The 21,722-nt window shown below is 59.9% G+C and carries 18 protein-coding genes and 1 riboswitch; of the genes, 11 read left to right on the forward strand and 7 right to left on the reverse strand.

What is annotated here, in order from left to right; translation table 11 throughout:
- Positions 1-29: 29 nt before the first annotated feature.
- The 7 genes from infB to BN3002_RS02275 all read left to right on the forward strand — a co-directional run bounded on the left by infB (position 30) and on the right by BN3002_RS02275 (position 9,921).
- A complete protein-coding gene (infB, locus tag BN3002_RS02245; protein ID WP_058236411.1) occupies positions 30-2,927 on the forward strand; it encodes a translation initiation factor IF-2 in 2,898 nt (965 codons plus the stop codon).
- A 98-nt stretch (positions 2,928-3,025) separates the two neighbouring features.
- Positions 3,026-3,131, forward strand: a riboswitch (TPP riboswitch).
- Between the two features lie 24 nt (positions 3,132-3,155).
- Positions 3,156-4,310, forward strand: coding sequence for a phosphotransferase enzyme family protein (locus BN3002_RS02250; protein ID WP_058236412.1), 1,155 nt, complete (start codon positions 3,156-3,158; stop codon positions 4,308-4,310).
- Positions 4,307-5,374 carry an ABC transporter substrate-binding protein gene (locus tag BN3002_RS02255; RefSeq protein ID WP_058236413.1) on the forward strand — a complete coding sequence of 356 codons (1,068 nt, stop codon included), beginning with the start codon at positions 4,307-4,309 and terminating at the stop codon, positions 5,372-5,374. Before BN3002_RS02250 ends, BN3002_RS02255 begins: the two co-directional genes overlap by 4 nt.
- Before the next feature lie 3 nt (positions 5,375-5,377).
- The gene (locus BN3002_RS02260) at positions 5,378-6,190 is read left to right on the forward strand and encodes an ABC transporter permease (protein ID WP_058236414.1); all 813 of its coding nucleotides are present in this window, start codon (positions 5,378-5,380) and stop codon (positions 6,188-6,190) included.
- Complete coding sequence (locus BN3002_RS02265; protein ID WP_058236415.1) at positions 6,174-6,914, forward strand: ABC transporter ATP-binding protein; 741 nt, start codon at positions 6,174-6,176, stop codon at positions 6,912-6,914. Before BN3002_RS02260 ends, BN3002_RS02265 begins: the two co-directional genes overlap by 17 nt.
- A 2-nt stretch (positions 6,915-6,916) precedes the next feature.
- Entirely contained in the window at positions 6,917-7,825 is a 909-nt protein-coding gene (locus tag BN3002_RS02270; protein ID WP_058236416.1) for an ABC transporter substrate-binding protein, read from the forward strand.
- Between the two features lie 368 nt (positions 7,826-8,193).
- Positions 8,194-9,921, forward strand: coding sequence for an FAD-dependent oxidoreductase (locus BN3002_RS02275; RefSeq protein ID WP_058236417.1), 1,728 nt, complete (start codon positions 8,194-8,196; stop codon positions 9,919-9,921).
- Here BN3002_RS02275 and BN3002_RS02280 read toward each other — a convergent pair.
- From BN3002_RS02280 to nadE, 3 genes are all read right to left on the reverse strand, one after another.
- A complete protein-coding gene (locus tag BN3002_RS02280) occupies positions 9,918-12,545 on the reverse strand; it encodes a choice-of-anchor M domain-containing protein (protein ID WP_058236418.1) in 2,628 nt (875 codons plus the stop codon). The two genes, BN3002_RS02275 and BN3002_RS02280, sit on opposite strands and share 4 nt — an antisense overlap.
- Positions 12,546-12,643: 98 nt before the next feature.
- Positions 12,644-13,177: a hypothetical protein gene (locus BN3002_RS02285; RefSeq protein WP_058236419.1), complete on the reverse strand. Its 534-nt coding sequence runs from the start codon at positions 13,175-13,177 to the stop codon at positions 12,644-12,646.
- Positions 13,177-14,016: an NAD(+) synthase gene (gene nadE, locus BN3002_RS02290; RefSeq protein ID WP_058236854.1), complete on the reverse strand. Its 840-nt coding sequence runs from the start codon at positions 14,014-14,016 to the stop codon at positions 13,177-13,179. Before nadE ends, BN3002_RS02285 begins: the two co-directional genes overlap by 1 nt.
- A gap of 104 nt (positions 14,017-14,120) precedes the next feature.
- Between nadE and lipB the strand changes: the two genes are divergently transcribed.
- Both lipB and lipA read left to right on the forward strand, forming a co-directional pair.
- Positions 14,121-14,786 carry a lipoyl(octanoyl) transferase LipB gene (lipB, locus tag BN3002_RS02295; RefSeq protein ID WP_058236420.1) on the forward strand — a complete coding sequence of 222 codons (666 nt, stop codon included), beginning with the start codon at positions 14,121-14,123 and terminating at the stop codon, positions 14,784-14,786.
- Positions 14,787-14,795: 9 nt separating this feature from the next.
- Positions 14,796-15,911: a lipoyl synthase gene (lipA, locus tag BN3002_RS02300; RefSeq protein WP_074026153.1), complete on the forward strand. Its 1,116-nt coding sequence runs from the start codon at positions 14,796-14,798 to the stop codon at positions 15,909-15,911.
- Positions 15,912-15,994: 83 nt separating this feature from the next.
- On the opposite strand, the gene BN3002_RS02305 is transcribed toward lipA, so the two are convergent.
- From BN3002_RS02305 to BN3002_RS02320, 4 genes are all read right to left on the reverse strand, one after another.
- Positions 15,995-17,512, reverse strand: a complete 1,518-nt coding sequence (locus BN3002_RS02305; RefSeq protein WP_154955696.1) for a hypothetical protein — start codon at positions 17,510-17,512, stop codon at positions 15,995-15,997.
- Positions 17,505-17,840 (reverse strand): hypothetical protein, encoded by a 336-nt coding sequence (locus tag BN3002_RS02310; protein WP_058236422.1) that lies wholly within the window; start codon positions 17,838-17,840, stop codon positions 17,505-17,507. Before BN3002_RS02310 ends, BN3002_RS02305 begins: the two co-directional genes overlap by 8 nt.
- Positions 17,837-18,181 (reverse strand): YbaB/EbfC family nucleoid-associated protein, encoded by a 345-nt coding sequence (locus BN3002_RS02315; protein ID WP_058236423.1) that lies wholly within the window; start codon positions 18,179-18,181, stop codon positions 17,837-17,839. Before BN3002_RS02315 ends, BN3002_RS02310 begins: the two co-directional genes overlap by 4 nt.
- A 250-nt stretch (positions 18,182-18,431) precedes the next feature.
- Positions 18,432-20,111, reverse strand: a complete 1,680-nt coding sequence (locus tag BN3002_RS02320; protein ID WP_058236424.1) for a class I adenylate-forming enzyme family protein — start codon at positions 20,109-20,111, stop codon at positions 18,432-18,434.
- Positions 20,112-20,244: 133 nt separating this feature from the next.
- Here BN3002_RS02320 and rbfA point away from each other — a divergent pair, with 133 nt between their 5' ends.
- Positions 20,245-20,760 carry a 30S ribosome-binding factor RbfA gene (gene rbfA, locus BN3002_RS02325; protein WP_058236425.1) on the forward strand — a complete coding sequence of 172 codons (516 nt, stop codon included), beginning with the start codon at positions 20,245-20,247 and terminating at the stop codon, positions 20,758-20,760.
- Between the two features lie 14 nt (positions 20,761-20,774).
- Positions 20,775-21,722 (forward strand): tRNA pseudouridine(55) synthase TruB, encoded by a 948-nt coding sequence (truB, locus tag BN3002_RS02330; protein ID WP_058236426.1) that lies wholly within the window; start codon positions 20,775-20,777, stop codon positions 21,720-21,722.

Raw genomic sequence — 21,722 nt, forward strand, 5'->3', positions numbered from 1 at the left:
GTTCGGAGACGGATCCGGACAGGAGAATTGTGGCAAAGTTGCGTGTACACGAGCTCGCCAAAGAGCTCGGCATTGCCAGCAAAGAACTCTTGGCGTACCTGCGCGATAGCGGAGAGTTCGTCAAGGCATCAAGCTCGGCTCTGGAACCGCCAGTGGTTCGAGCCGTGCGTGAACACTACGCCTCCCTTGCGCCTCAGGACACAGAAGAATCCGAGAAGGCGAAGGCACCCAAGAAAACAAGGAAAACGGCTGCGAAGACAACTACTGCGTCTCGTAAGTCGACCAGGAAGTCGTCCACTGCGTCCACACCTGCCGACCTGGCACAGCCAGAAAGCAGTGCGGCCAGTAATGATGCGCCGACCGGAAAGTCAGAAAAGAAACCGGCCAAGACGCGAGCACCAAAGCCAGGACCGGTAGCGCACGCAGCTGACAAGAAGGCAGCTGCAGCGGCGAAACCGGGACCTCGCGATACTCAGGAATCAGGCGATGCTCACGCATCGGCACCGGTGTCGTCGGGAGAATCTGGTCCCAAGCCCGGCCCCCAATCCGCCAAGAAAGCATCGGCTTCAGATTCCAAGGCTCATGGCCGCCAGTCGGCACCGCGCCCAGGACCTCGTCCCGGCCCGCGCCCTGCTGGGCCACGCCCAGGCAACAATCCCTTCGCATCCACGCAAGGTATGCCTCGACCTGGTGGAACACGCGGTGGCCAGCGCACCAACAGGCCCGGTGGTCGCGGCACACAAGGTGGCGCTGCGCACACGAACCGCTCCGGCGGTGGCGAGCACCGCGCTGAACGCCCGAACCGTTCACGCGGCGGCAACCATCCAAACCCGATGATGATGCCCGATCAGGCACGGTTCGCCAAGCCTGACCGCCCGTCACGTGGCGGACGTGGACGTTCCAACAATTCACGTCACAACAGCCCAGGAGTCGGCGCACACGCAGGTGCATTTGCGCCCCCGAGCGGTGGCCGTCCCCGTGGCGGTCGCGGTGGTCGCGGCTCCACACCGGGCGCATTCGGTCGTGGAAGCGGCTCGCGTCGCGGACGCAAGTCCAAGCGTGCAAGGCGGCAGGAATACGAAGAGCAGAGTGCACCGACAATCGGCGGCGTGAAGATTCCTCGCGGAAATGGCCAGGAGATTCGCATCCGTCAGGGCGCATCCCTGGCTGATCTTGCCGAAAAGATCGACGTCAATCCGGCAGCTTTGGTGACTGTTCTGTTCCACCTCGGTGAAATGGCAACGGCCACGCAGTCACTGGATCAGGACACCTTTGAAACACTGGGCGACGAACTGGGCTACAACGTTAAGGTCGTTTCCCCAGAAGACGAAGATCGCGAACTGCTTGAGTCCTTCGATATCGACCTTGAGGCCGAAGAACTTGATGATGAAGAGCACCTCAAGCCGCGCCCACCGGTCGTCACCGTCATGGGTCACGTCGACCACGGTAAGACGAAGCTGCTGGACGCCATCCGGCACACCGACGTCGTCGACACCGAACACGGTGGCATCACCCAGCACATCGGCGCCTACCAGGTCACGGTGGATATGGAGGGCAAGGACCGCCCCATCACATTCATCGACACGCCTGGTCACGAAGCCTTCACCGCTATGCGTGCCCGTGGCGCCAAGGTAACGGACATTGCGATCCTGGTGGTCGCAGCCGATGACGGCGTCATGCCGCAGACCGTTGAAGCGATCAACCATGCGCAGGCAGCGGACGTGCCGATCGTTGTGGCCGTCAACAAGGTGGATAAGGAAGATGCCAATCCGGATAAGATCCGCTCCCAGCTCACCGAATACAACCTTGTGGCTGAAGAATATGGCGGCGACGTCATGTTCGTGGACGTGTCCGCCAAGCAGCGCACCGGCATCAGTGACCTGCTCGAAGCAGTCCTCCTGACAGCGGATGCCGCACTTGACCTGGAGGCAAACCCTGACACCGAGGCGCGAGGCGTCGCCATTGAAGCGAACCTTGACCGTGGTCGTGGTGCGGTTGCCACCATGCTGGTCCAGCGTGGAACGCTGCGCGTGGGAGACGCCCTCGTTGTGGGATCCGCCTCCGGACGCGTGCGCGCCATGTTCGACGAGTATGGCAAGGATGTGCAGGAAGCCGGTCCGTCACGACCGGTGCAGGTGATCGGCCTGACATCAGTTCCACGGGCAGGCGACTCCTTCCTTGTGGCATCCGATGACCGTACCGCCCGCCAGATCGCTGACAAGCGAGAAGCTGCCGAGCGCGCAGCACTGCTGGCCAAGCGTCGCAAGCGCGTCACCCTCGAAGACTTCGATAAGGTTCTCAAGGAAGGTGAAGTTGACACCCTCAACCTTGTCATCAAGGGTGACGTGTCCGGTGCCGTTGAGGCTCTGGAAGATTCCTTGCTGCGTATCGACGTGGGCGACGAAGTTGCCCTGCGGATCATCCACCGCGGCGTCGGAGCCATTACGCAAAACGATGTCAACCTGGCCACCGTCGATAACGCGGTCATCATCGGCTTTAACGTGCGTCCGGCTGAGCGCGTGGCTGAAATGGCCGACGCGGAAGGCGTGGAGATCAAGTACTACTCGGTCATCTACGCAGCCATCGACGATATCGAAGCGGCCCTGAAGGGCATGCTCAAGCCGATTTATGAAGAGGTCGCGCTGGGCACGGCTGAGATCCGCCAGGTCTTCCGCTCCGGCAAGTTCGGTAACATCGCAGGCTCCATTGTCCGTGACGGCATCATTCGCCGCGGCTCGAAGGCCCGCCTGGTTCGCGACGGTGTCGTGGTTGCTCCCGATTTGGAGATCGCGTCGCTGCGCCGCGAAAAGGACGATGTCACCGAGGTTCGCGAAGGCTACGAATGCGGTATCACCCTGGGCTTCAAGGACATTGCCGAGGGCGACATCATCGAAACGTGGGAAATGAAGGAAAAGGCTCGCGACTAGTTCGCACTGTGTTTCCTGTCCCATTGACGAGGGTGACCCATCCACTATGTGAGGGTGGGGCACCCTCGTTTTACGTATGACGTGCAGCTGATGGTATGGTGAGGGGGCACGGGAGCCCGGACAGGCGGGCTGAGAGGGAAAATTCTCCGACCGTTATACCTGAACCAGATCATGCTGGCGTAGGAACGCGGTTTAGTCGTGCGCATTGGTGAGCACGAGGAGCCGCAAATGAATCGAGACGAACAACTCGACATCATTAACAATGTGTGGCCACTGATCTCAGATCAGGATGTGGCGGCGCTGGAAGAGCGCCTGGTGGATATGCCGCATCTGGCGGGTGCTTCTGCCCAGTGCCCGCAGGTCCTCACTCACTCGGCGCGTCCAATGGCCTCGGCGTGTATCGCCCAGCTGGCATGTGGAACACGCGTCTTCATCAAACGCTATGCGCCCCACCTGATCAGCGAATACGACCTGTGTGTCAAACATGACTATGTGAACCGGCTCGCCGCAGGCGCCTTCCCGACGCCGCGCTTCTTCACCTTCGATACCGGCAGAACATGTCTGACGATGGGCGGATGGGTCTGGGAAGTGAGCGAATGCGCGCCGGGTGAAGACCGTTACCGTACGACGACCAGCTGGATGCCGCCGTGCACACGCGAAGAGAGCGTGGAAATCGGCCGAGTGGCGGGGCAGCTTCGTCGCGCCTCTGAAAAGATTCCGGCAGTGGTCGCACCGCCCAATCCTTACCAGTCGCGCATGGACCTCATGCTGGGTGATCCGTTTGACCGTCTTGAAGCCTGGTGCGAAGCGCACCCCATCGTTGCCAACTATGTGTCCAGAACCGGCCGTGACCTGGCTGGTGACCTGGCAGTTGTCGCTCCTTTTGCGCGGGCCCTTGAGCCGCTGCGGGAGCGCCCTCGTTACTGGACACACGGGGACCTGCACGTGTCCAACACGATGTGGAAGGACACCAGGCAGGGTCCCGTCATCACCAGTGTCTTTGATTTTGGGCTGGCATACGCCAACCCGTCGCTGTTCGATCTGGCACAGCTCATTGAACGTCACGCGATCGACTGGCTGACCATCACTGAAGGTATCGAAAATGCGTGGCGTCCCCAGGTGGTGCGCGACCTTCTGGACGGGTATGTCAGTCAGTACCCACTGATGCGCGAGGAGGCTCGCATGCTCGCGCCGATGGTGGCAGTGTCGAACACCGAGTTCGAACTTGCTGTTATCGAGTATGACCAGCGTGCCCCGATACCGGGGCGTACGTCGGATTGGGCGTACACGATCGGGATGGATGCTCATCACCGGTGGTTCACCACTGAATCCGGCACTCAATTTATCCGCACAGTTACCCAACTAGCAATCGAGAGATCATGAAAACAACCAGGCTTTTGCCCCTCCTCCTCAGCGTCGCCATGCTGGGCGCATGCTCATCAGGCGGATCGTCGGATATGTCCTCAGCTGACCAGTCAGGCGCCGACGCCACCGGCCAGTCGGCTTCGCAGGCCTCTGGACAGATGCGTGATGTGTCCGTCATCTTGGACTGGACAACGAACACGAATCACACTGGACTGTTCGTCGCCCAGGAAAAAGGCTACTTCGCGGACGCCGGATTGAATGTGGACATCATGGGCTTCTCCAAGTCAGGTGTTGACGCTGTTCTCAGCGCGAAGGGCGCTGATTTTGGAATCTCGGGAGCAGATGCACTGGCATCGGCTCACGCCGCCAACCTCGGGCTGACGATGGTGCTGAATATTCAGCAAAAGTCCTCCTATGGCGTGGGAGTTCTGGAAGATTCGGGGATCACCCGTCCAAAAGATCTGGACGGCAAGACAATTGCTGACTACTCGGGCGATTCGGCCCATATCTCCACCCAGATGATGATTCAGCACGATGGCGGAACAGGCGAATTTGACCGCGTCATTGTGGGCGCGCAGGCAATGGCGGCTCTGGAATCAGGCCAGGCGGATTTTGCTGAGGTTCTCAGCACGTGGGAGGCAATTGAGGCAGAACTGTCGGGCACCAAGCTGCACATGTTCCAGCCCGCCGACTATGACGTTCCCACCACTCCGGCAATGATCGGCATTTCGACGCGCAACGACTTGATCGAATCGGATCCCGACCTTGTCCGCGCCTTCGTGCAGGCAGCACAAAAGGGCTACGAGTTCGCCAAGGATAACCCCGATGAAGCGGCGAAAATTCTGGTCGATGCCAACCCACAGGCCAAACTTGATCCCGAACTGGTCACTCGCAGCCAGGAAATACTCTCCACACAGTATTGGCCTGATTCAAAGGGTGGTGTGGGCTTTGCCGACATTGATCGCTGGAACACCTACCTGGCATTCATTGTCGAGCAGGGCCTCGTGTATGACGAGAAGGGGACTGCGGTCACCGAACCGATCGCAGCTGACGACATCGTCACCAATGAGTTCGTGAAGTAACAGATGCCCGCGAGGTACCGCACCGCCGTCTCTGCACGTGAGCGCGACCAACACCACCGGGGCAGTTTCATGCCCGCACTGATGTTTGTGGTGTTGCTCCTGTGTGCGTGGGAGGTGGCGGTGCGCGCGTTCAACGTCAACGAACGCCTTATGCCGGCGCCCTCGACGATTATCCACGCCGGCTTTGATGATGCGCCCAATGTCTGGGAAGCCACCAGGATCACCGCCCTTGAAGTTGGCCTGGGAACGGTGCTCGCACTCGTGTGCGGTGTGAGCCTGGCTTTCATCATCTTTGCGATTCGCCCGATCGGTCGTGTCGCCATCCCTGTTCTCATCATCTCGCAGACCATTCCGGTCGTCGCTATTGCGCCGCTGCTCATTATCTGGTTCGGCTTCGGTATCACGTCGAAAGTACTGCTGGTCGGATTGTTCGGGCTTTTCCCGATCGTGGTGCCGCTGGCGCGCGGACTGGCATCGCCCAGCAGAGACCAGATTGACGTGGCCACGACCTTGGGCGCATCGAAATGGTGGATACTCACGCATGTGCGCATGCCCGCTGCGGCCGCAGTGTTCATGTCCGGGCTACGTATCACCGTCACCTACGGGCCGGCAACGGCAGCGACTGCTGAGTTTGTCGGAGCGCGCAATGGCTTGGGAATCTACCTGCTGACCGCGCAATCCTCGTTTCGCACCGAGCTGGTCTTTGTCGGCGCAGCAGTGTTGACGGCGATGACACTGGTGCTGTACGGCGTTGTTGCTCTGGCCGAACGCATTGCGTTTCCCTGGAAAGCGGTGACACATGCTTCACATCAATGACGTCAGTAAACAATTCCAGGTCCCGCCCACTCTGGCCCTCGATCGCATTTCAGCCACTCTGTACCCACATCAGACTGTGGCAATCGTCGGGCCATCAGGATGTGGCAAGTCCACGCTGCTGCGTATCGTGTCCGGCCTGGATCACGCCACGAGCGGCCAGCTCGAATGGCAGGTGGATAACCCGCACGTCGCACTGATGCCGCAAAACGACGGTCTGTTTCAGTGGCGCACTGTTGTTGACAACGTCGCATTGCCGCTGTTCATCCACAAACTACCCCCGGCCACGGCACGGCAGGCCGCCCTCGACCTTCTCGCTCAGTTTGAGCTCGACGAATTCGCACACGCCTATCCGGACCAGCTCTCTGGTGGAATGCGCTCGCGTGTGGCATTTCTGCGGACGATGCTCGCTGAACCCACATTGATCGCACTGGATGAGCCGTTCGGCGCCCTTGATTCCATGACGCGCGCCGGCATTCAACGTTGGTTGGTCAGCGCCGCCCGCCAGCGCGCACTGTCGATCCTGCTGGTCACGCACGATGTGGAAGAGGCCATTACCCTTGCTGACAGGGTTCTTGTCATGTCCGCTCGGCCGGGTCGCATTGTCGCAGATTACCCCATTGATCTGCCTAACCGCACCGATCCCAATCTGCGCACAGATCCCCGGTTCTTACACGCACTCACCAGTATCAGAGTCGCCCTCGAACAAGGGGCAGAAAGAAGGTAGCAATGAACCTCGTCAGAATTCGTCTGGAATACGTCGTGACGTGGCCCAACCACGCCGGCCTGTTCGTGGCGCGCAAGAAAGGCTTCTATGCCGACCAGGATCTGGACGTCGACATCTCCTGGGATGGTTTTGACCGTGGCACGCCCGCTGAACTGACCGCCCGCGGCGAATTCCAGTTCGCCTCGATCCGCTTGGGCGAGCTGCTCGAAACCCGGAAGACTGATCACCCCTTTGTTGCGGTCGCCACATTCAACCAGAACCAGCTTGGCGGCGTCATTACGTTGAAGTCTAAGGGCATCACCCGCTTCCGTGACCTGGAAGGCAAGCATGTGTCGATCCCACCGGTGGGACGCCTGACTGAAATGGTCAAGGAAGCTGTCGAAAAGGACGGGGGAGACTACTCGAAGGTCATCGTGGAAGATCCTGGCGTGTTCGAGCCGGACATCCGCGCAGTCGAAAAAGGTCATTATGACGCGATCTTCAACGTGCTTGGCTGGGAAGCCTACCAGGGGTCGGAAGACTTTGGTCAGGTCGTTCAGATCTCCTTCGACGACATTGAGGTCACGCCACACCATGCCTACTTCCTATGCGTCGAAGAGTCCTACCTGCGTGAGCATGGCGACACGGTGCGCAGCTTCCTGCAGGCCACCGGCAAAGGATACGACTTTGCGCGCGACAATCAGGACGAGACGATCCAGCTGATTGCCAGCACCATGTGCGCCAGCGAAGAAGACACCCTCAAAGCTTCCCTGGCCTTTATGGCGCCTACGTGGCACGCGCCCAGTGGACAGTGGGGGCAGATGGACGAGGGGGTCATCCGCTCCTACACCCAGTGGATGGTTGATAACGGGTTCACCACCGCGACGATGGATGACATTGATGGCGCGTGGACGAACGACTACCTGCAGTAAGACAATTGCCCGCAGTACGTGAACGCTGGGGTGAGGCCGGGAGAATCTGCCCGACCTCACCCCAGATCGTGTAAGAGAAGAAAACCCCGCCGAATCTCACTGCGCTGACGGGTGAGATGACAAAGAGGAACGAGACAAAACGGACAGCGGCGAAAACAGAAAGCCCTTCAAAGCGACGAAAGTGGAACCCACGAGGACGAACAGAAGATTGTATGAATGTGAATGTCGTTTGTGACAAGAGGGGGAGTGCGATCCGGCACGTTCGTCGCTTCAATGCCGTACAGTAGCGATAAGTGCGAAACGAGTGGGCACTCACTGGCAATGGTGAAGCGTGATCCCTCGTCCGAACGACACATGAAAGGCCAGCAATGAAGCGAACAGAATTCGATGTCGTTGTCGTAGGGTCGGGTGCAGCCGGCCTGAGCGCGTCACTGACGGCGGCAAAAAACGGGCTGCACACACTGATGATCGAAAAAGGCGACAAATGGGGCGGGTCCACCGCTAAGTCGGCCGGCATGGTGTGGGTGCCGGGTAACAAACAACTTCAACGCGTCGGCGGCAACGACAATATGGAAATGGGTCGCACCTACATGAAGGCGACGGTTGGAGACTGCACCAGTGACGAAATGATTGATTCGTTCCTGACCAACGGTACGCGCGCGATGGATTTCCTGACTGCAAACTGCCCCGGGCTGGTGTGGCGCAACATGGAAGGCTACCCCGATTACTGGCTCGACGCTCCGGGAGCTCAGCCGCAAGGACGCGGCGTGGAGGCCGGTGCCTTCGACTCGAACAAACTGGGCAAATGGAAAAAGAACCAGATGGAGGCCTATTTCAAACCGGCTGTTCCGCTGGATCTGAATTCGTTCGACTCCGCCGACATCCTGCTCTTTGCGTCAAGCTGGAAGCCGTGGGCGCGACTGGCCCGACTGACTGCACGCAACATCAAGCATCTCTGTGCCCGGCGCACACCGCGCACAATGGGAATGGGACTGACCGGCGCCCTCATGGAAGGATGCCTGCGCGCAGGTGTCGAAATTGCCATGAACACCGCGTTGAAGGACCTCATTGTGGAGGATGACGCGGTGCGCGGCATCGTCGTGACGCACGAAGGCAAGGAGTCACGTATCCGCGCTGCCAAGGGCGTCATCCTGGCGTGCGGCGGGTTCGAGCGAAACGCGCAGATGCGTCAGAAATACCAGCGCCACCCGATTAATGGCACGTGGACTGTCGGCGCGGAAACGAACACGGGCGACGGTATTCAGGTCGGCCTGCAACACGGTGCTGCGATCGACAATATGGCTGATGCGATCTGGTCACCTGTTATCCAGTTGCCACGTTCATCCGCGTGGACGCCGATCGTCATTGAAGATGAGGAACGCTTTATCGTCCCGGACCGGTCCCTGCCACACACCGTGATTGTCAACGGCCAGGGCAAGCGCTTCATGAACGAAGCGCTGCCATACTGCACCGCTGGCCAGGGCCTGTATGGTGGGCATTTCGGCAAGGGCGAGGGAGACGCTGAAAACCTTCCCGCCTGGCTGATCTTCGATCATCAGTTCCGCTCGAAATACGTGTTCGGCTACGGACACATGCCGGTCGTGCCCCTGCCCAGGGAATACTTCGAATCAGGGGCGATGGTACAGGCAGACAGCGTGGACGAGCTGGCGCAGAAGATCGACGTGCCGGTCGAGCAGCTGCGCCTCACCCTCGAGCGGTTCAACGATTTTGCGCGCACAGGCATCGACGAGGATTTCCACCGCGGCGAAAACGAACACGATCGTTTCTACGGTGACCGCTACCATGAGCCGAACCCGTCGCTCGGCACAGTGGAGAAAGGCCCGTTCTACGCCACGCAGGTCTACCCCGGTGACATTGGAACGTCGGGCGGCCTGGTGATTAATCCGCAAGCGCAGGTCACGCGCGAGGACGGCAGTGTCATTGACGGTCTGTATGCGGCCGGCAATACCACCAAATCCATTGTTGGACACACCTACACTGCCGGCGGCACGTCGATTGGGGCCGCTCTGGTCTTCGGGTATGTTGCCGCGCGTACGATCGCAGAAAAGGCCGGCCGCAATATGGTTGCTCACTAAGAACAGCGAGGGTGCCTGGCCACGCACGCACACCCGAGCGCGGCCAGTATGAGTGCGCCTGCGACCATTCCTCCATGGGCGCCACTGCTGGCAAGGCGCTGCGTGCCCAGTGGCGTAACTGATGCCAACGGGGCACCTGAAGCCGAGGCGGAGGCATGCTGCTCGCCCGTGCTCTGCGCGCCAGCCGCGTCCTGCGGTGTGGTACCTGCATCTGCACCGTCAGTCTTCGTCTTGCCAGAGTCTGTCGGCTGAGATTCGCTGGAGGGAGCCCCGCCAGCGGGAGTATCTGGCGTGGGAGTGCCTGCGGTGGGCGTGTCAGCGCACGAGGGCGTCTTTCCTGACCTGTGATCAAGGATTGCCTGGTGACCGACAAGTACGGTCAGGCACTGCTTGCCTGATGATGCGGGCGCGCCATCGATCGTCCCGCTGTAAGACGCATCGAGCAGATACACGCCAGGCTGGGTGAATGCCCACGCCGCATGTGCGTGAATGTTCGCCGGCATGGTGATGCTTGTCATTTCGCGGGTCGAATTTATCAATTCGGTGGTCTCACCGAAGGTTCCCAGGGTAAAGACGTGGTATGAGGCGCCTTTGGGAATGGAGCGCGGCTCAAGGTGTAAAGTCAGTGACTCGGCACGCTCAGCGTCAACCTCGGTCGTCGACCAGCCTGGCCACAACGCGCCCTGGCGCTGTTCCTGGTCCAGCAGGTAGTACTTGGCTGGAGGTGTGGGAAGGAAATTGGGTCCGTTCGCCGCGCCTGACGGAGTGCGCGGAGTGGACCGACGCGTATTGTCATCCAGTGCGAACGCGACTGACGATAGTTCGCGAACCTGCGATGAATGTGCATGCTGCCTGGTGTCATCCTTCAATGCGATCCCCAGACGACCATTTGCCTCCAAGCGGGCCTGAATATCCACGTGGCCATCGTTCAGGATCAGACGCGGGTCAGCCTGTGTGTGCGGCGAGTCGCTATCGGTTCCGGGAGCGGTGCCTGGTTTCGCACCGGGATTTGAGCCAGGATCAGTCCCCGTCTCGGATCCGCCCGGCTTTCCATCCGTACCGGCTGCGTCGGACGGATCGGAATCTGGATCGGCAGGTGCTGCGGGAGAAGCAGCTCTCAGCGTGCCTGAATACGTCAGCGGCTGAGCAGTATTGACAGGCGTGGGGATCGTGACCTCGGTCGGCAGCGCTCCGATCAGAGCGTGAGGGAGCACCGTGAATTTCAGTGACATCCCATCGCAGTCAGACTGCATATAGGTGATGGAAGCGGTGGCTGCGCCCTTCGACCCCGACACCATCTCCGAGGGCTCAAGACCGCAGGTGGGATTATTCGCGCCAGCCTCGTAATATCCGCCACGGAGCGTCGCACGGATCTTCGGGTCATTGAACCTTATAGTCGTGCTGAATGTCTCCCCGTCTTCCGGGGTGAGCGTGAGAGTGAATCCCAAGTCAGTGGGCGTATACGCGTCGGTCGAAAATGCAGGCGCCGGATCGTGTGAAGCGGGCTGCGGCAGCCCCTGAGCGCTTGCGGGAGACGATACCGTTGCCGCAGCATCGCCTGTCGAGTAAGACACTTCGGGTGAGACCCACCTGGCGTGTGTGCCATCTGCGGGAATAAAAACGGCTTGGAGGGAGCTGGTGGTGTTCCCCAGCATTTCAGGCCACGTTGCACGCCCGTCTTTAACAGGTACTTCCGCCAGGAAATAGCCGTCGATCAAGAAGGTCACTGTTCCGCTGGCACCTTCAGGCACGCTCGCCACCAGATCCGTCAGCTGATCATCACCATCATTGTCTCGCCCGTGGTGGGGGCGAACGGTCAAGGAGTAGGCACCGGCCTGCGGTGGAGCATCAGATGCCGCGGCAAACTGATCGGACAGCGAAGCAGAGGGTGTGCTTCCAGGTTGGCTGCCGCCGACCTGCCACACGTGCGGGTACTTTCTTGACGCGATCAGGGTGCCGTCAGCTGAGCGTGCGGTGACTCGATATGTCGCCGTGTAGCGCCCGGGTTTGGAAAACAGCGTCATATTGTGCGTGTGCGATCCTGCAGTCAACCATGTCGAGCGCAGATCCGGATTATGGCTGGAGATCAAGCGCGTCAGAATCTTCAACGGCCCCAACGTCGTGTAATTCATCAGCTCCATGCGACCAGGTCCATCAAAATCAACCAGGTCGAGGGTGAAAGTGCGACCAGCGAACTGTTCGATCGGAATGTCTGCGTCGGCACCGAATCCTGCCCAGATCGGAGCCTGATTCCATCCCGGAAGCTGCGGAGCCATGTACCACGTGGCACTGGTGTCTCGCAGGAATCTCACCTCGGGATCATCAGGAACGTGGTAGATAAACTGCTGAGCCTGGGTTGTGTCGTTGTACCCCTTGCCGACCCAGTTCACGGTCTGCTCAAGCGGATAGACCTTCCCATGCGCCTCGTTCTTGAGGACGAAGGTTCCGCCTTCCCAATACGTTTTCGGCGCATCGATATGTCCGAGCGTTGCCACGGTTTTCCCGTCATCGGGCGCAGCATGGGTGGGCGGAGTTGTCGACAGTGCGGCGCCGATGGCCATGATTGCAGTGACGAGGGTGGCGCCGGCATATCGGAAGAATCGTTGGCGGGAGATGGCGGGCACGGTGTGCACCTTTCGTAGGCGGTGAAGTTACCACCACACTAGTGCAAGTGAGAATACTTATCAATAAGATGAGAGCTGCCCATTGTGACTCCTTGTCGTCAACGGGTAGCGATCACGCCCAGTGCTGTCCCCACCGCGACGCCCGCCGCATCGGCCACCACATCTACCGAATCGGCACCGCGACCCGGAATATGAGCCTGAAGTTTTTCGGAGATCCATCCGTGCGCGCATTGGCCCGCAGCGGCCACATACCACGGCACTCCCACAGCAATGAGGCTGGCAGTGCCTGCGGCAAACAGCACAGCGTGCACAAGCTTGTCGGCATCACGCGGCATCGATTTCAACATGGCATCTGCGATGCTGTCGTGATCGTCACTGTCGGTGTCGCTGGTGTCATCGGTGGCGCAGCTTCCGCCAGTGGCACAGGTCGCGCTGGTGTCGGTATCGCTGAGGTAATTGGTGCCATTGCCGTCGGTGTCATCAGCGTCAGTGACGCCGATTCCGCTGGCGCCGCAATCCGACCGTGTCACAGCTCGCGGATCAGGGACATAGAGTGCTGCAAGCTGCGCGCCCCACGAGAGACCAGCTAACACCCATGTGACAGGTGAAGGCTGACGCGAGCGTCGTGCCATCAGTGCGTCTTCTCCCAACGGCCAGGTGTCAAAGGCAGTGCACGCTTGTGAGCGGTGCGCGAGTGCCACCTGACGATGGTCTGCTCATCTTCTTCGCTCACCTCGCGGCCCTCAAGGTAGTCGTCAATGGCCTCATACGTGACGCCCAGAGCAACTTCATCAGGACGCAGCGGCTTATCAGATTCCAGATCCGCGGTAGGAACCTTGTCAGTCAGTGTCGCCGGAGCGCCCAGATAGCGGCCCAGCTCCCGCACGCGGCGCTTGGGCAGTCCAGTCAGCGGTGTCACGTCAGCAGCACCATCACCAAACTTCGTGTAGAACCCGACGAGGGCTTCCGCAGCCTGATCAGTGCCGACGACGAGCATTCCGCGAGCACCGGCAACTGTGAACTGCGCGATCATGCGTTCGCGAGCCTTCACGTTGCCCTTGACAAACTCCGTGTAGGAATCGACATGATCATCATCTGCTTCACTCACTGCCTGCCACATGGCATCGGTCGACGCTCCGATGTTGACTGTCAGAACCTGATCAGCATCGATAAACGACAGGGCATCTTGCGCGTCGTCCTCGTCAGCCTGGACCTGGTATGGAAGGCGCATCGCGACGAATGTGGCGTCACCACCATCCTCGCGCACTTTTTCGCACGCCAGCTGAGACAGGCGACCGGCAACGGTAGAATCTACTCCGCCCGAAATGCCCAGGACATAGCCCTTCAGGCCAGTTTCCTTGAGATATTCGGCCAGGAACGTGATTCGACGCTCGACCTCGTGAGCCGCATCGAAATCTTCGACAACTTCCAGTTCTTCCATAATCGCGCGTTGGCGTTCATGATCAGTCATATCTGAATCGTAGCGAACTGAGGGCGCTCGCAGTACTGCCAACATCGGCGTATCTCACGCTTGCTCGGGTGGGGCGATAAGTTTCGCCAGCGTAGAGTAGAAGCATGCAGGTAAAGAACCTCTTGGATCGCGGACTGATCCCGTACATGGAAGGTGACCGAATCCAGCGTGAGACCTTCGATGACGTGAAGGTGAGCCATTGCGATGACACGCTCATTGTTGCTCAGTTCGAACCGACCTACACGGCTGGGAGGCGCACGAAGCCTGAAGATATCGTCGATGCTGACCTGCCGGTCATTTCGGTTGACCGTGGAGGATCGGTAACGTGGCACGGGCCCGGGCAGCTGGTGATTTACCCGATTATTCGCCTGGCAGATCCAACGGAAACGATTGGATACATTCGCGCCGTCGAAGCGGCAGTCATCGAGGCTGTCCGCACTACATGGCACCTGCCGGTTGTTCGCATTGAGGGCAAAGCCGGTGTGTGGTTGCGTGACCCTGATCGCAAACTCTGCGCCATCGGACTCAAAGTGGCTCAGGGCGCAACGATGCATGGTCTTGCTTTGAACGTCAATCCTGACTTTTCGCGCGCCTTCACAGGTATCATTCCCTGTGGGTTGCACGACTGCGGTGTCGCCTCCCTCGTTGGGGAAGGCGTCGATGGTGTCAGCGTTGCCGATGCGGCTGACCCGCTCATCGCGTCGCTGACAGCCCACCTGGAGCCACTGACATACTCTGCACACGAATCTGAACTAGCTGCAACGAAGTGAGGACCAGCGTTGTCGACACTGCCAGAACCTGAAGGCCGCAAGCTCCGACGCGTCGAAGAGCGCAACTCGCAGACGCCTATCGAAAAGCAACGTCCCACATGGCTGAAGACGCGCGTTTCCAATGGGCCGGGATATCAGGATATGCAGCAGCTGGTTCATCGCGGCGGACTGCACACCGTCTGCGCAGAAGCTAACTGCCCGAATATCTATGAATGTTGGGAGGACCGTGAGGCTTCCTTCCTGATTGGTGGAGCGCTGTGTACGCGTCGATGCGACTTCTGCGATATTGCCACCGGACGGCCAACTGAATACGACCGGGATGAGCCCAAGCGCCTGGCTGAGTCGGTTAAAGAACTCGGACTGCGCTATGTGACGATCACAGGCGTCAGTAGAGACGACCTTGAAGACGGAGCCTCGTGGCTCTACGCAGAATCGTGCCGACAGATCCATGTCATGCAGCCTGGTACCGGTGTCGAATTGCTGGTCGATGACTTCAAAGGCGATCCGCATGCCCTTGCACAGATATTCGAATCCGGGCCTCAGGTGTTCGCTCATAATCTGGAAACAGTTCCGCGCCTGATGAAGACAATCCGGCCGGCGTTTCGTTACGACCGTTCGCTGAGTGTCATCAACGCAGCGAAGGAGGCTGGCCTCGTCACAAAATCGAACCTGATTTTGGGCATGGGCGAGACGACCGAAGAAATCGAATCCACCATGCGTGACCTGCTGGACGCGGGGTGTGACATCTTGACCATTACGCAATACCTTCGCCCCTCGGCATTGCACCATCCCATTGACCGATGGGTCAAACCTCAGGAATTCGTGCGACTGCGTGACGTGGCGTATGCGATGGGATTCCCCGCCTGTATGTCAGGGCCGCTCGTGCGTTCCTCCTACCGTTCAGGCAAACTGTGGGGCGAAGCGATGAAGAACCTGGGTCGGGAAATCCCGTCCGAATATGCTGACTTCGTTGAACTGGCCTCCGCTGGTGCGGCGCGTCAGGAAGCCTCAGCTGTTGTGGGACGGATGTCTCCGGCAGAGTGTGCTCACTCAACGTCGGCCGAACCTGCGATCCCTGCCAGCGGGTCGCTGGTAGGACGTCCGCTTCCGGTTTCGGCCCTCTAGGAACCTCATACATTACACAACGCGCGCCTTGAAGCTGGCTGATGAGCCAGTCAAGGCGCGCGTTGTACGTCGGCAACCAGAAGTTATGACCTCGGCGAGAAGGCGTGTTCAGTGTGATGGCTACCAGTGATGACTGGCACGTTCGAAGCAGGAGCTTCTGGCTCCGTGTCGAACAATGACTGAAAATTCTCCTCGTTGATAATCTGCCGGGACGCATGCGCTCCCCTGAAACCAGATCCGGACGAGGCTGCTGCCGCCATCGAACCACCGGCGCCTGCCATCGCCATCGGCGGAACCATGAAGCCGCGCCCAGTCGCCGCGGCGCCACCACGAGCTGCCAAGGAGGCAGAGGACGCGGCTGACGATTCAGCGGCGTGGAAGCCCAGACGGCCCGCCTGCGTGGGAGCAGATGAAGACGCGTGGACAGCTTCTGCACCTGCCGGAGCCACCGGGATGCGTGAGTCAGGAGTGATATCACCGTTGTGCCGGATACCCGCGAAGGCAGCAGAGTGGCTCATTCTCACATCAGACGCGCTATGAGCGCCCGACACGTCATAGGAGCCTGGCATGCCGTAGGAGCCTGCGTGATAGGAACTCGGCAAAGCTGAGGCGTAGTGGGTGCCATAGTAGTCTGAGTAACCCAAGCCGCCATATGCTCCGCCACCGTAAAATCCTGATCCTCGGTTCAGCGAGGTGCCTCGGCCGTACGCCGCAGGATCCATCATCTGACGCTGGGAACCAAAGAGGCCGCCACCCTGTGAGCCACCCGTGATCTTGTTGAGCAGCGCGTTTCCACCAGTGGTGAGAAGCTTGGTGCCGACATCTTTCAGAATCTGACCACCGGGGGTGGCCAGGAACTGATTCAGCAGGCCGCTTACCTTGTCGAACAGGCCGGCAAGCTGACCCAGGAGGCCTTTGAGGTTGCCGATCGACTCGATTACCTTGTTGATCGTTTCGCTGATGCGCGTGGCCAAGCTCGACACCTTGGCCGAGACCTGTTGGATGATGGCCGGCAGTGCCAAACCAGCGGTCGCGACTGCTTCGATTAATGCTGAAGCAAAAGCACCGATGATCTGTGAGAGCGCGTCGCGGACCAGGTCATGAACGACCTGGACGAGGGACGCGGCTACTTCCAGTGCCGTGCCCATTGCATCTGCCCAACGTCCGGCTTTCTCAACGGTCTTGGCGATGTCGCCTTCGAGGGCATTCAGCGCCTGAATGGTCTCACCGCGCATATCGGACAGGTCGACGCGGGTGTGGTTCTGCAGAAGCGTACCGGCTTCAGCGAGCTGAGCGTGAATGTTTTTCCACGTCGCGCTGTAGGCGGCCACCTGGTCGGCATCTCCAGTGAATGCGTCAAGCCATTCGTCCAGAGGGTGGACATGCTCGATGAGCCACCCCAGGCCCATCGCAATCAGTGTGCCCAGCGGGTCGAGGACCGCGGCACCGATATCCAGCGCGGTTGAAAAGAGCGCGACGCCGCCACTGACCCAGTCCTTCGATTCAAAGGCCTTGACGAGGGCCTCACCATCTTCGATCAGCAGCGTACCGGCCAGCTGCCCTGTGGATTCCTGGCGTTCAGCAACCAAAGAATTACTCATGGCGACCTCGCTTACCCCATACGTTTACCTCAGCTTTGAACCCGCGTGTCAGGTCCGCTTCCTGAGAGTTGAAGTCTTCAGTGGTCAGTCCGAGCTGCCTGGACGTCCTCTCCAAGGCGTCGGTTGCGCTTTGCATGGTTCGGCGCGCTGCGCTTTCCATGATCAACAACGGAGGCAGCAAGATCGGGGTGCAGAGAAGCCCAAAAGCGGTGCCGCCTATACCCGCTTCATATGAGGCCTGCTTAGCCAGGTCAACAGCGCTGGCCACCTGTGCTACGTGTGCTTTGTGCTGGGACAGTTCGTCTGTTCTGATCTCGAGGTCGCTCACATTTCACCTATCAATCTTGAGACAATCGGAGAATCCTCACCAAACAGTTCGCCCGCGATCGTGTGCACCTGACCGCGAAGGTCCGTGCGCGCCGCGTTGTAAGCCTCCATCACGTCGTAGGCGATGTGATCGGCTGGCACGCCCTGGGCATGACTATCGATATCTGTACTTCTGAGATGACCTTGAAAATTCACCGTGATTCGCACGAGACGGTCGCGACTGGTGCCCTGTCCGGTCACTTGCTCTGCTCGGCGACGAAATTCTGTTGCGGTTTCTGCGTGCTGTTGAGCTTGGGCCACTTGACGCTTGACCCGCTCTTGCGCTTGTGCAATTTCGTCCACACCTAGGAATGTAAACGGAAAACAGGACCTTTGTCCATACCTGACAGCAAATTTCCGCACATTTACATTTGCTCTGTACACCGGCCGCTGCACCGTGATGCAATGTTCTCTTACCGATACGCGTCCACACTGCGACAGAACGCGACGCGTGCGTATGCGCGCACATTCATCCGTTCATTGGATTCAATGCCAATGTGCCCCGTACACGCACATGTCTGGTACACACACTTCCGGTACACACACCGCCCTGCTAGTCACCTGGTGCGAACACTGCGCGAAGCGCGCAGACGGTGACCTTGCCGTTGGACGATACCGGCAGTGACTCAACTACCGCCAGGCGTTGAGGCACTTTGAAGCGCGCAAGATATCGACCGGCAAACTCACGTACATCGTGAAGCGATGGCGCTTCGCACCCCTCATCCATGACCAGCACCGCGCTGACAGCTTCGCCCCACTTCACATCGGGCACACCCACCACATGCGCGGATCGGACTCCGTCCATGCGCGTGAGCACCTGTTCAACCTCGTGAGGGAGCACCTTTTCGCCGCCTGTGTTCACCGTGGCCACTTTGCGCCCCACGATGTGAACGAAGCCGTCCTCGTCAATGAAACCCAAGTCGCCGGTGCGCAGCCACGGGCCCCTCAACGATGCCGCGTTGAGTTCGTCGTCATTCCAGTACCCGTTGGTAACGGATGGGCCGGTGCAGATGAGTTCACCAATAGTGTTCGCACGGATGTCTCCCTCGCGCGAGCTGGGCGGCAGAACGCTCGCAGTTGACGAGGGGGACTCGCCCGCCCGGGTACCTTCAACTGGGACAGCGTGTGCGTCCAGCCCATCCACCATCTCGATACCGATACGTGTGTGCGGGAAAGGAAAACCGCTGGTTGTGGAGCGGTCGGCTGGAAGACCGGGAACCAGGCACGTACCTGACGCTGCCTGCTCAGTCATCCCCCATACGCTGAACGGTTCAAGGCCTCGTTCGCGCAACATGGCGGCAAGGTCAGCCGGTACGGGTGCGCCACCGATCAAAGGGCGCGTGAATGAGGGCAACCCATCTGAGGTGAAAGTGGGAACCTGACACATCATGCGGTACATCGTGGGAACGGCGAACATCATCTCCACCTGGTAGCTGCCCAGGGCTTCGACCAGTGCAGCCGGATGGAACGCATCCACGATGATCACCGTTCCGCCCGAGACCGCCAGGTCCAGCGTGGTGCCGTTGAAACCACCGATATGGGACAGGGGAACGCTGACGGCTTCGACGGTGCGTGGACCATATTCGAAGACGTCGCGGAAATTGCGCGTGCCCCACCACAGGTTCTCATGGGTGAGTGTGACGCCCTTGGGATGAGCGGCCGTTCCCGAGGTGTACAAAATTGCGCCGACCGTGTCCGCAGGCAGTGCCGCCACATCAGCAAGCGGCAGGGGAGAGGTCTCAGCAACCGCGCGACTCCACTGGTCAACTGTCACGACGCGTGGCTGGCGGGCCGGGTGGGAAGCGTTGTCGGTGTCGATATTCAAGGTGGTCGCGCGCTCAACGCGGTCAATCTGAGCATCCCCGCAGATGATGACATCCGGATCGCAGTTGACCAGGATGGCGGCTAATTCCCCGGCCTGCAGGTGCTGATCGAGCGGCACAGTGATGGCTCCTATTGCGGAGCAGGCCACGTGCACGAGCATATGCCAGGCGCAGTTCGGCGCCATGATAATGACGCGGCAGGTGGGCCCGACATTCCAGTCCAGTAAGACCTGAGCAGCGCGCAGCGCGTCGTCGAGGCTGTGAGCCAGGGTGCGGCGCGAGGCTTCCGAGTAGGTGTGCGCTGCAGGATCCAGATGCAGCTCGATGAGATTGTCGCGCCCGGCATGGCGCGCAGCGGACAGCGCGAGGAAATGGATGGCGGAAAAATCTGCGTGCGGCTCAGTGATCACGGCTCCTATTATGCAGCCGCCGATGTGCTGACGGTGAACATGAGGTGATGGACACGATCATTAGGAACACGACGGCGCAGACACGTACGATAGAGGGTCGCAACGTTTGTTTACCAGCACAGGAGGCATCACCATGGCAGATGAATCGCGAGTACATAAGGTGGAGGACCGGATTCATCAGACGGTCGCACGCTTGCTGGGCCGACGCATCAAGGATCCGCGCCTGGGGTTCGTGACCATTACAGATGTGCGCGTCACAGGAGACTTGCAGCACGCCTCCGTGTTCTACACCGTCCTGGGTGATGACGAGGAACGCGCAGCAACGGCGCGCGCTTTCGAATCCGCCAAGGGGCTGATTCGCTCCGAAGTGGGCAAGGCATTGGGCGTTCGATTGACCCCGACGCTCGAATTCATCCTCGACGCGCTTCCAGAGACGGCCGCCTCCATTGAAGATGCATTGGGCAAGGCTCGTGCGCGTGATGAGGAGATCGCGCGCGGTGCTCAAGGTGCCAGTTATGCCGGTGAGGCAGATCCCTACCGTCATCCCGAAGAAGACGACGAGGAATACGCCGACGAGGGAGGCGCTGACGACACATACGTCGATCAATCAGACATCGACGAGGCCGACGCCGACACCGACGAAATCTAGGCCCACCCAGATCCATGACACCTACCGATTCGAAGCAGAAGCCGCAGCCACCCTCGGGAATTCTGATCGTTGACAAGCCCCAGGGGATGACCAGTCACGACGTGGTGAGCCGTGTGCGACGACTGGCGCACACCCGTAAAGTCGGGCACGCCGGTACGCTCGACCCGATGGCGACCGGTGTGCTGGTGATCGGTATCGGCAAAGCGACGCGGCTGCTCACCTACCTGAGCGCCAGTACGAAGATCTATGACGCCACCATGCGTCTGGGAATCGGGACAACCAGCGAGGACGCAGATGGGCAGGTCACGGAGTGCCCAGGAGCCAGCGATGTAACAGTCGATCAGGTGGCCGACGCTGCCCGTGTGGTGCGTGAACGCGGGTGGCAGGTGCCCTCTGCCGTCTCTGCCATCAAGATCGGTGGGAAGCGTGCGCACGCCCTGGTGCGCGAAGGAGAAGACGTCCACATCCCTCCGCGCGAGGTTCATATCAGCGCGATTGACCTGACTGCTCCGCTCCGCCCGACCGCAGCGGAGGCAGGCGTGCCGGTGGTGGACTGTGATATTCACGTTGAATGTTCGGCCGGCACCTACGTGCGAGCCATTGCCCGCGACATTGCCGAACAGCTCGGCACAGCTGCACACCTGACTGCTTTGCGCCGCCTGCAGGCCGGCGCGTTCACCCTGGACGATGCTGCGCCACTGGATCGGCTTGAAGCGCTGACCGCTCAAGGAGCCGACGTGCCGATCATTCCCATTGGTGAGGCCGTCAGCAGACTCTTTGACACCCTTGAGATTTCTCAGGAGGAGGCCGCGCGCTTTGCTCACGGGAATCCGCCTGAACGCAGCGGCGCGCAGCTGGCTGATATGAATGTGGACCAGCCGATCGGCGTGTATTGTGAAGGCCGGCCTTTAGGCCTGGTGAAGGTACAAAACGGTGCTCTGCGCACGATAAGGGTGTGGTAA

The sequence above is a fragment of the Actinomyces ihuae genome (assembly GCF_001457875.1).
In the GTDB taxonomy this organism is placed as follows: domain Bacteria; phylum Actinomycetota; class Actinomycetes; order Actinomycetales; family Actinomycetaceae; genus Pauljensenia; species Pauljensenia radingae_A.

Bases quoted from the DNA above. Each gene is read 5' to 3' on its own strand.
- BN3002_RS02260 (WP_058236414.1), top strand. From the start codon at position 5,378: ATGCCCGCGAGGTACCGCACCGCCGTCTCTGCACGTGAGCGCGACCAA.
- BN3002_RS02270 (WP_058236416.1), top strand. From the start codon at position 6,917: ATGAACCTCGTCAGAATTCGTCTGGAATACGTCGTGACGTGGCCCAAC.
- BN3002_RS02285 (WP_058236419.1), bottom strand. From the start codon at position 13,177: ATGGCACGACGCTCGCGTCAGCCTTCACCTGTCACATGGGTGTTAGCT.
- BN3002_RS02275 (WP_058236417.1), top strand. From the start codon at position 8,194: ATGAAGCGAACAGAATTCGATGTCGTTGTCGTAGGGTCGGGTGCAGCC.
- BN3002_RS02250 (WP_058236412.1), top strand. From the start codon at position 3,156: ATGAATCGAGACGAACAACTCGACATCATTAACAATGTGTGGCCACTG.
- BN3002_RS02265 (WP_058236415.1), top strand. From the start codon at position 6,174: ATGCTTCACATCAATGACGTCAGTAAACAATTCCAGGTCCCGCCCACT.
- BN3002_RS02305 (WP_154955696.1), bottom strand. From the start codon at position 17,512: ATGAGTAATTCTTTGGTTGCTGAACGCCAGGAATCCACAGGGCAGCTG.
- nadE (WP_058236854.1), bottom strand. From the start codon at position 14,016: ATGACTGATCATGAACGCCAACGCGCGATTATGGAAGAACTGGAAGTT.
- BN3002_RS02255 (WP_058236413.1), top strand. From the start codon at position 4,307: ATGAAAACAACCAGGCTTTTGCCCCTCCTCCTCAGCGTCGCCATGCTG.
- lipB (WP_058236420.1), top strand. From the start codon at position 14,121: ATGCAGGTAAAGAACCTCTTGGATCGCGGACTGATCCCGTACATGGAA.
- rbfA (WP_058236425.1), top strand. From the start codon at position 20,245: ATGGCAGATGAATCGCGAGTACATAAGGTGGAGGACCGGATTCATCAG.
- truB (WP_058236426.1), top strand. From the start codon at position 20,775: ATGACACCTACCGATTCGAAGCAGAAGCCGCAGCCACCCTCGGGAATT.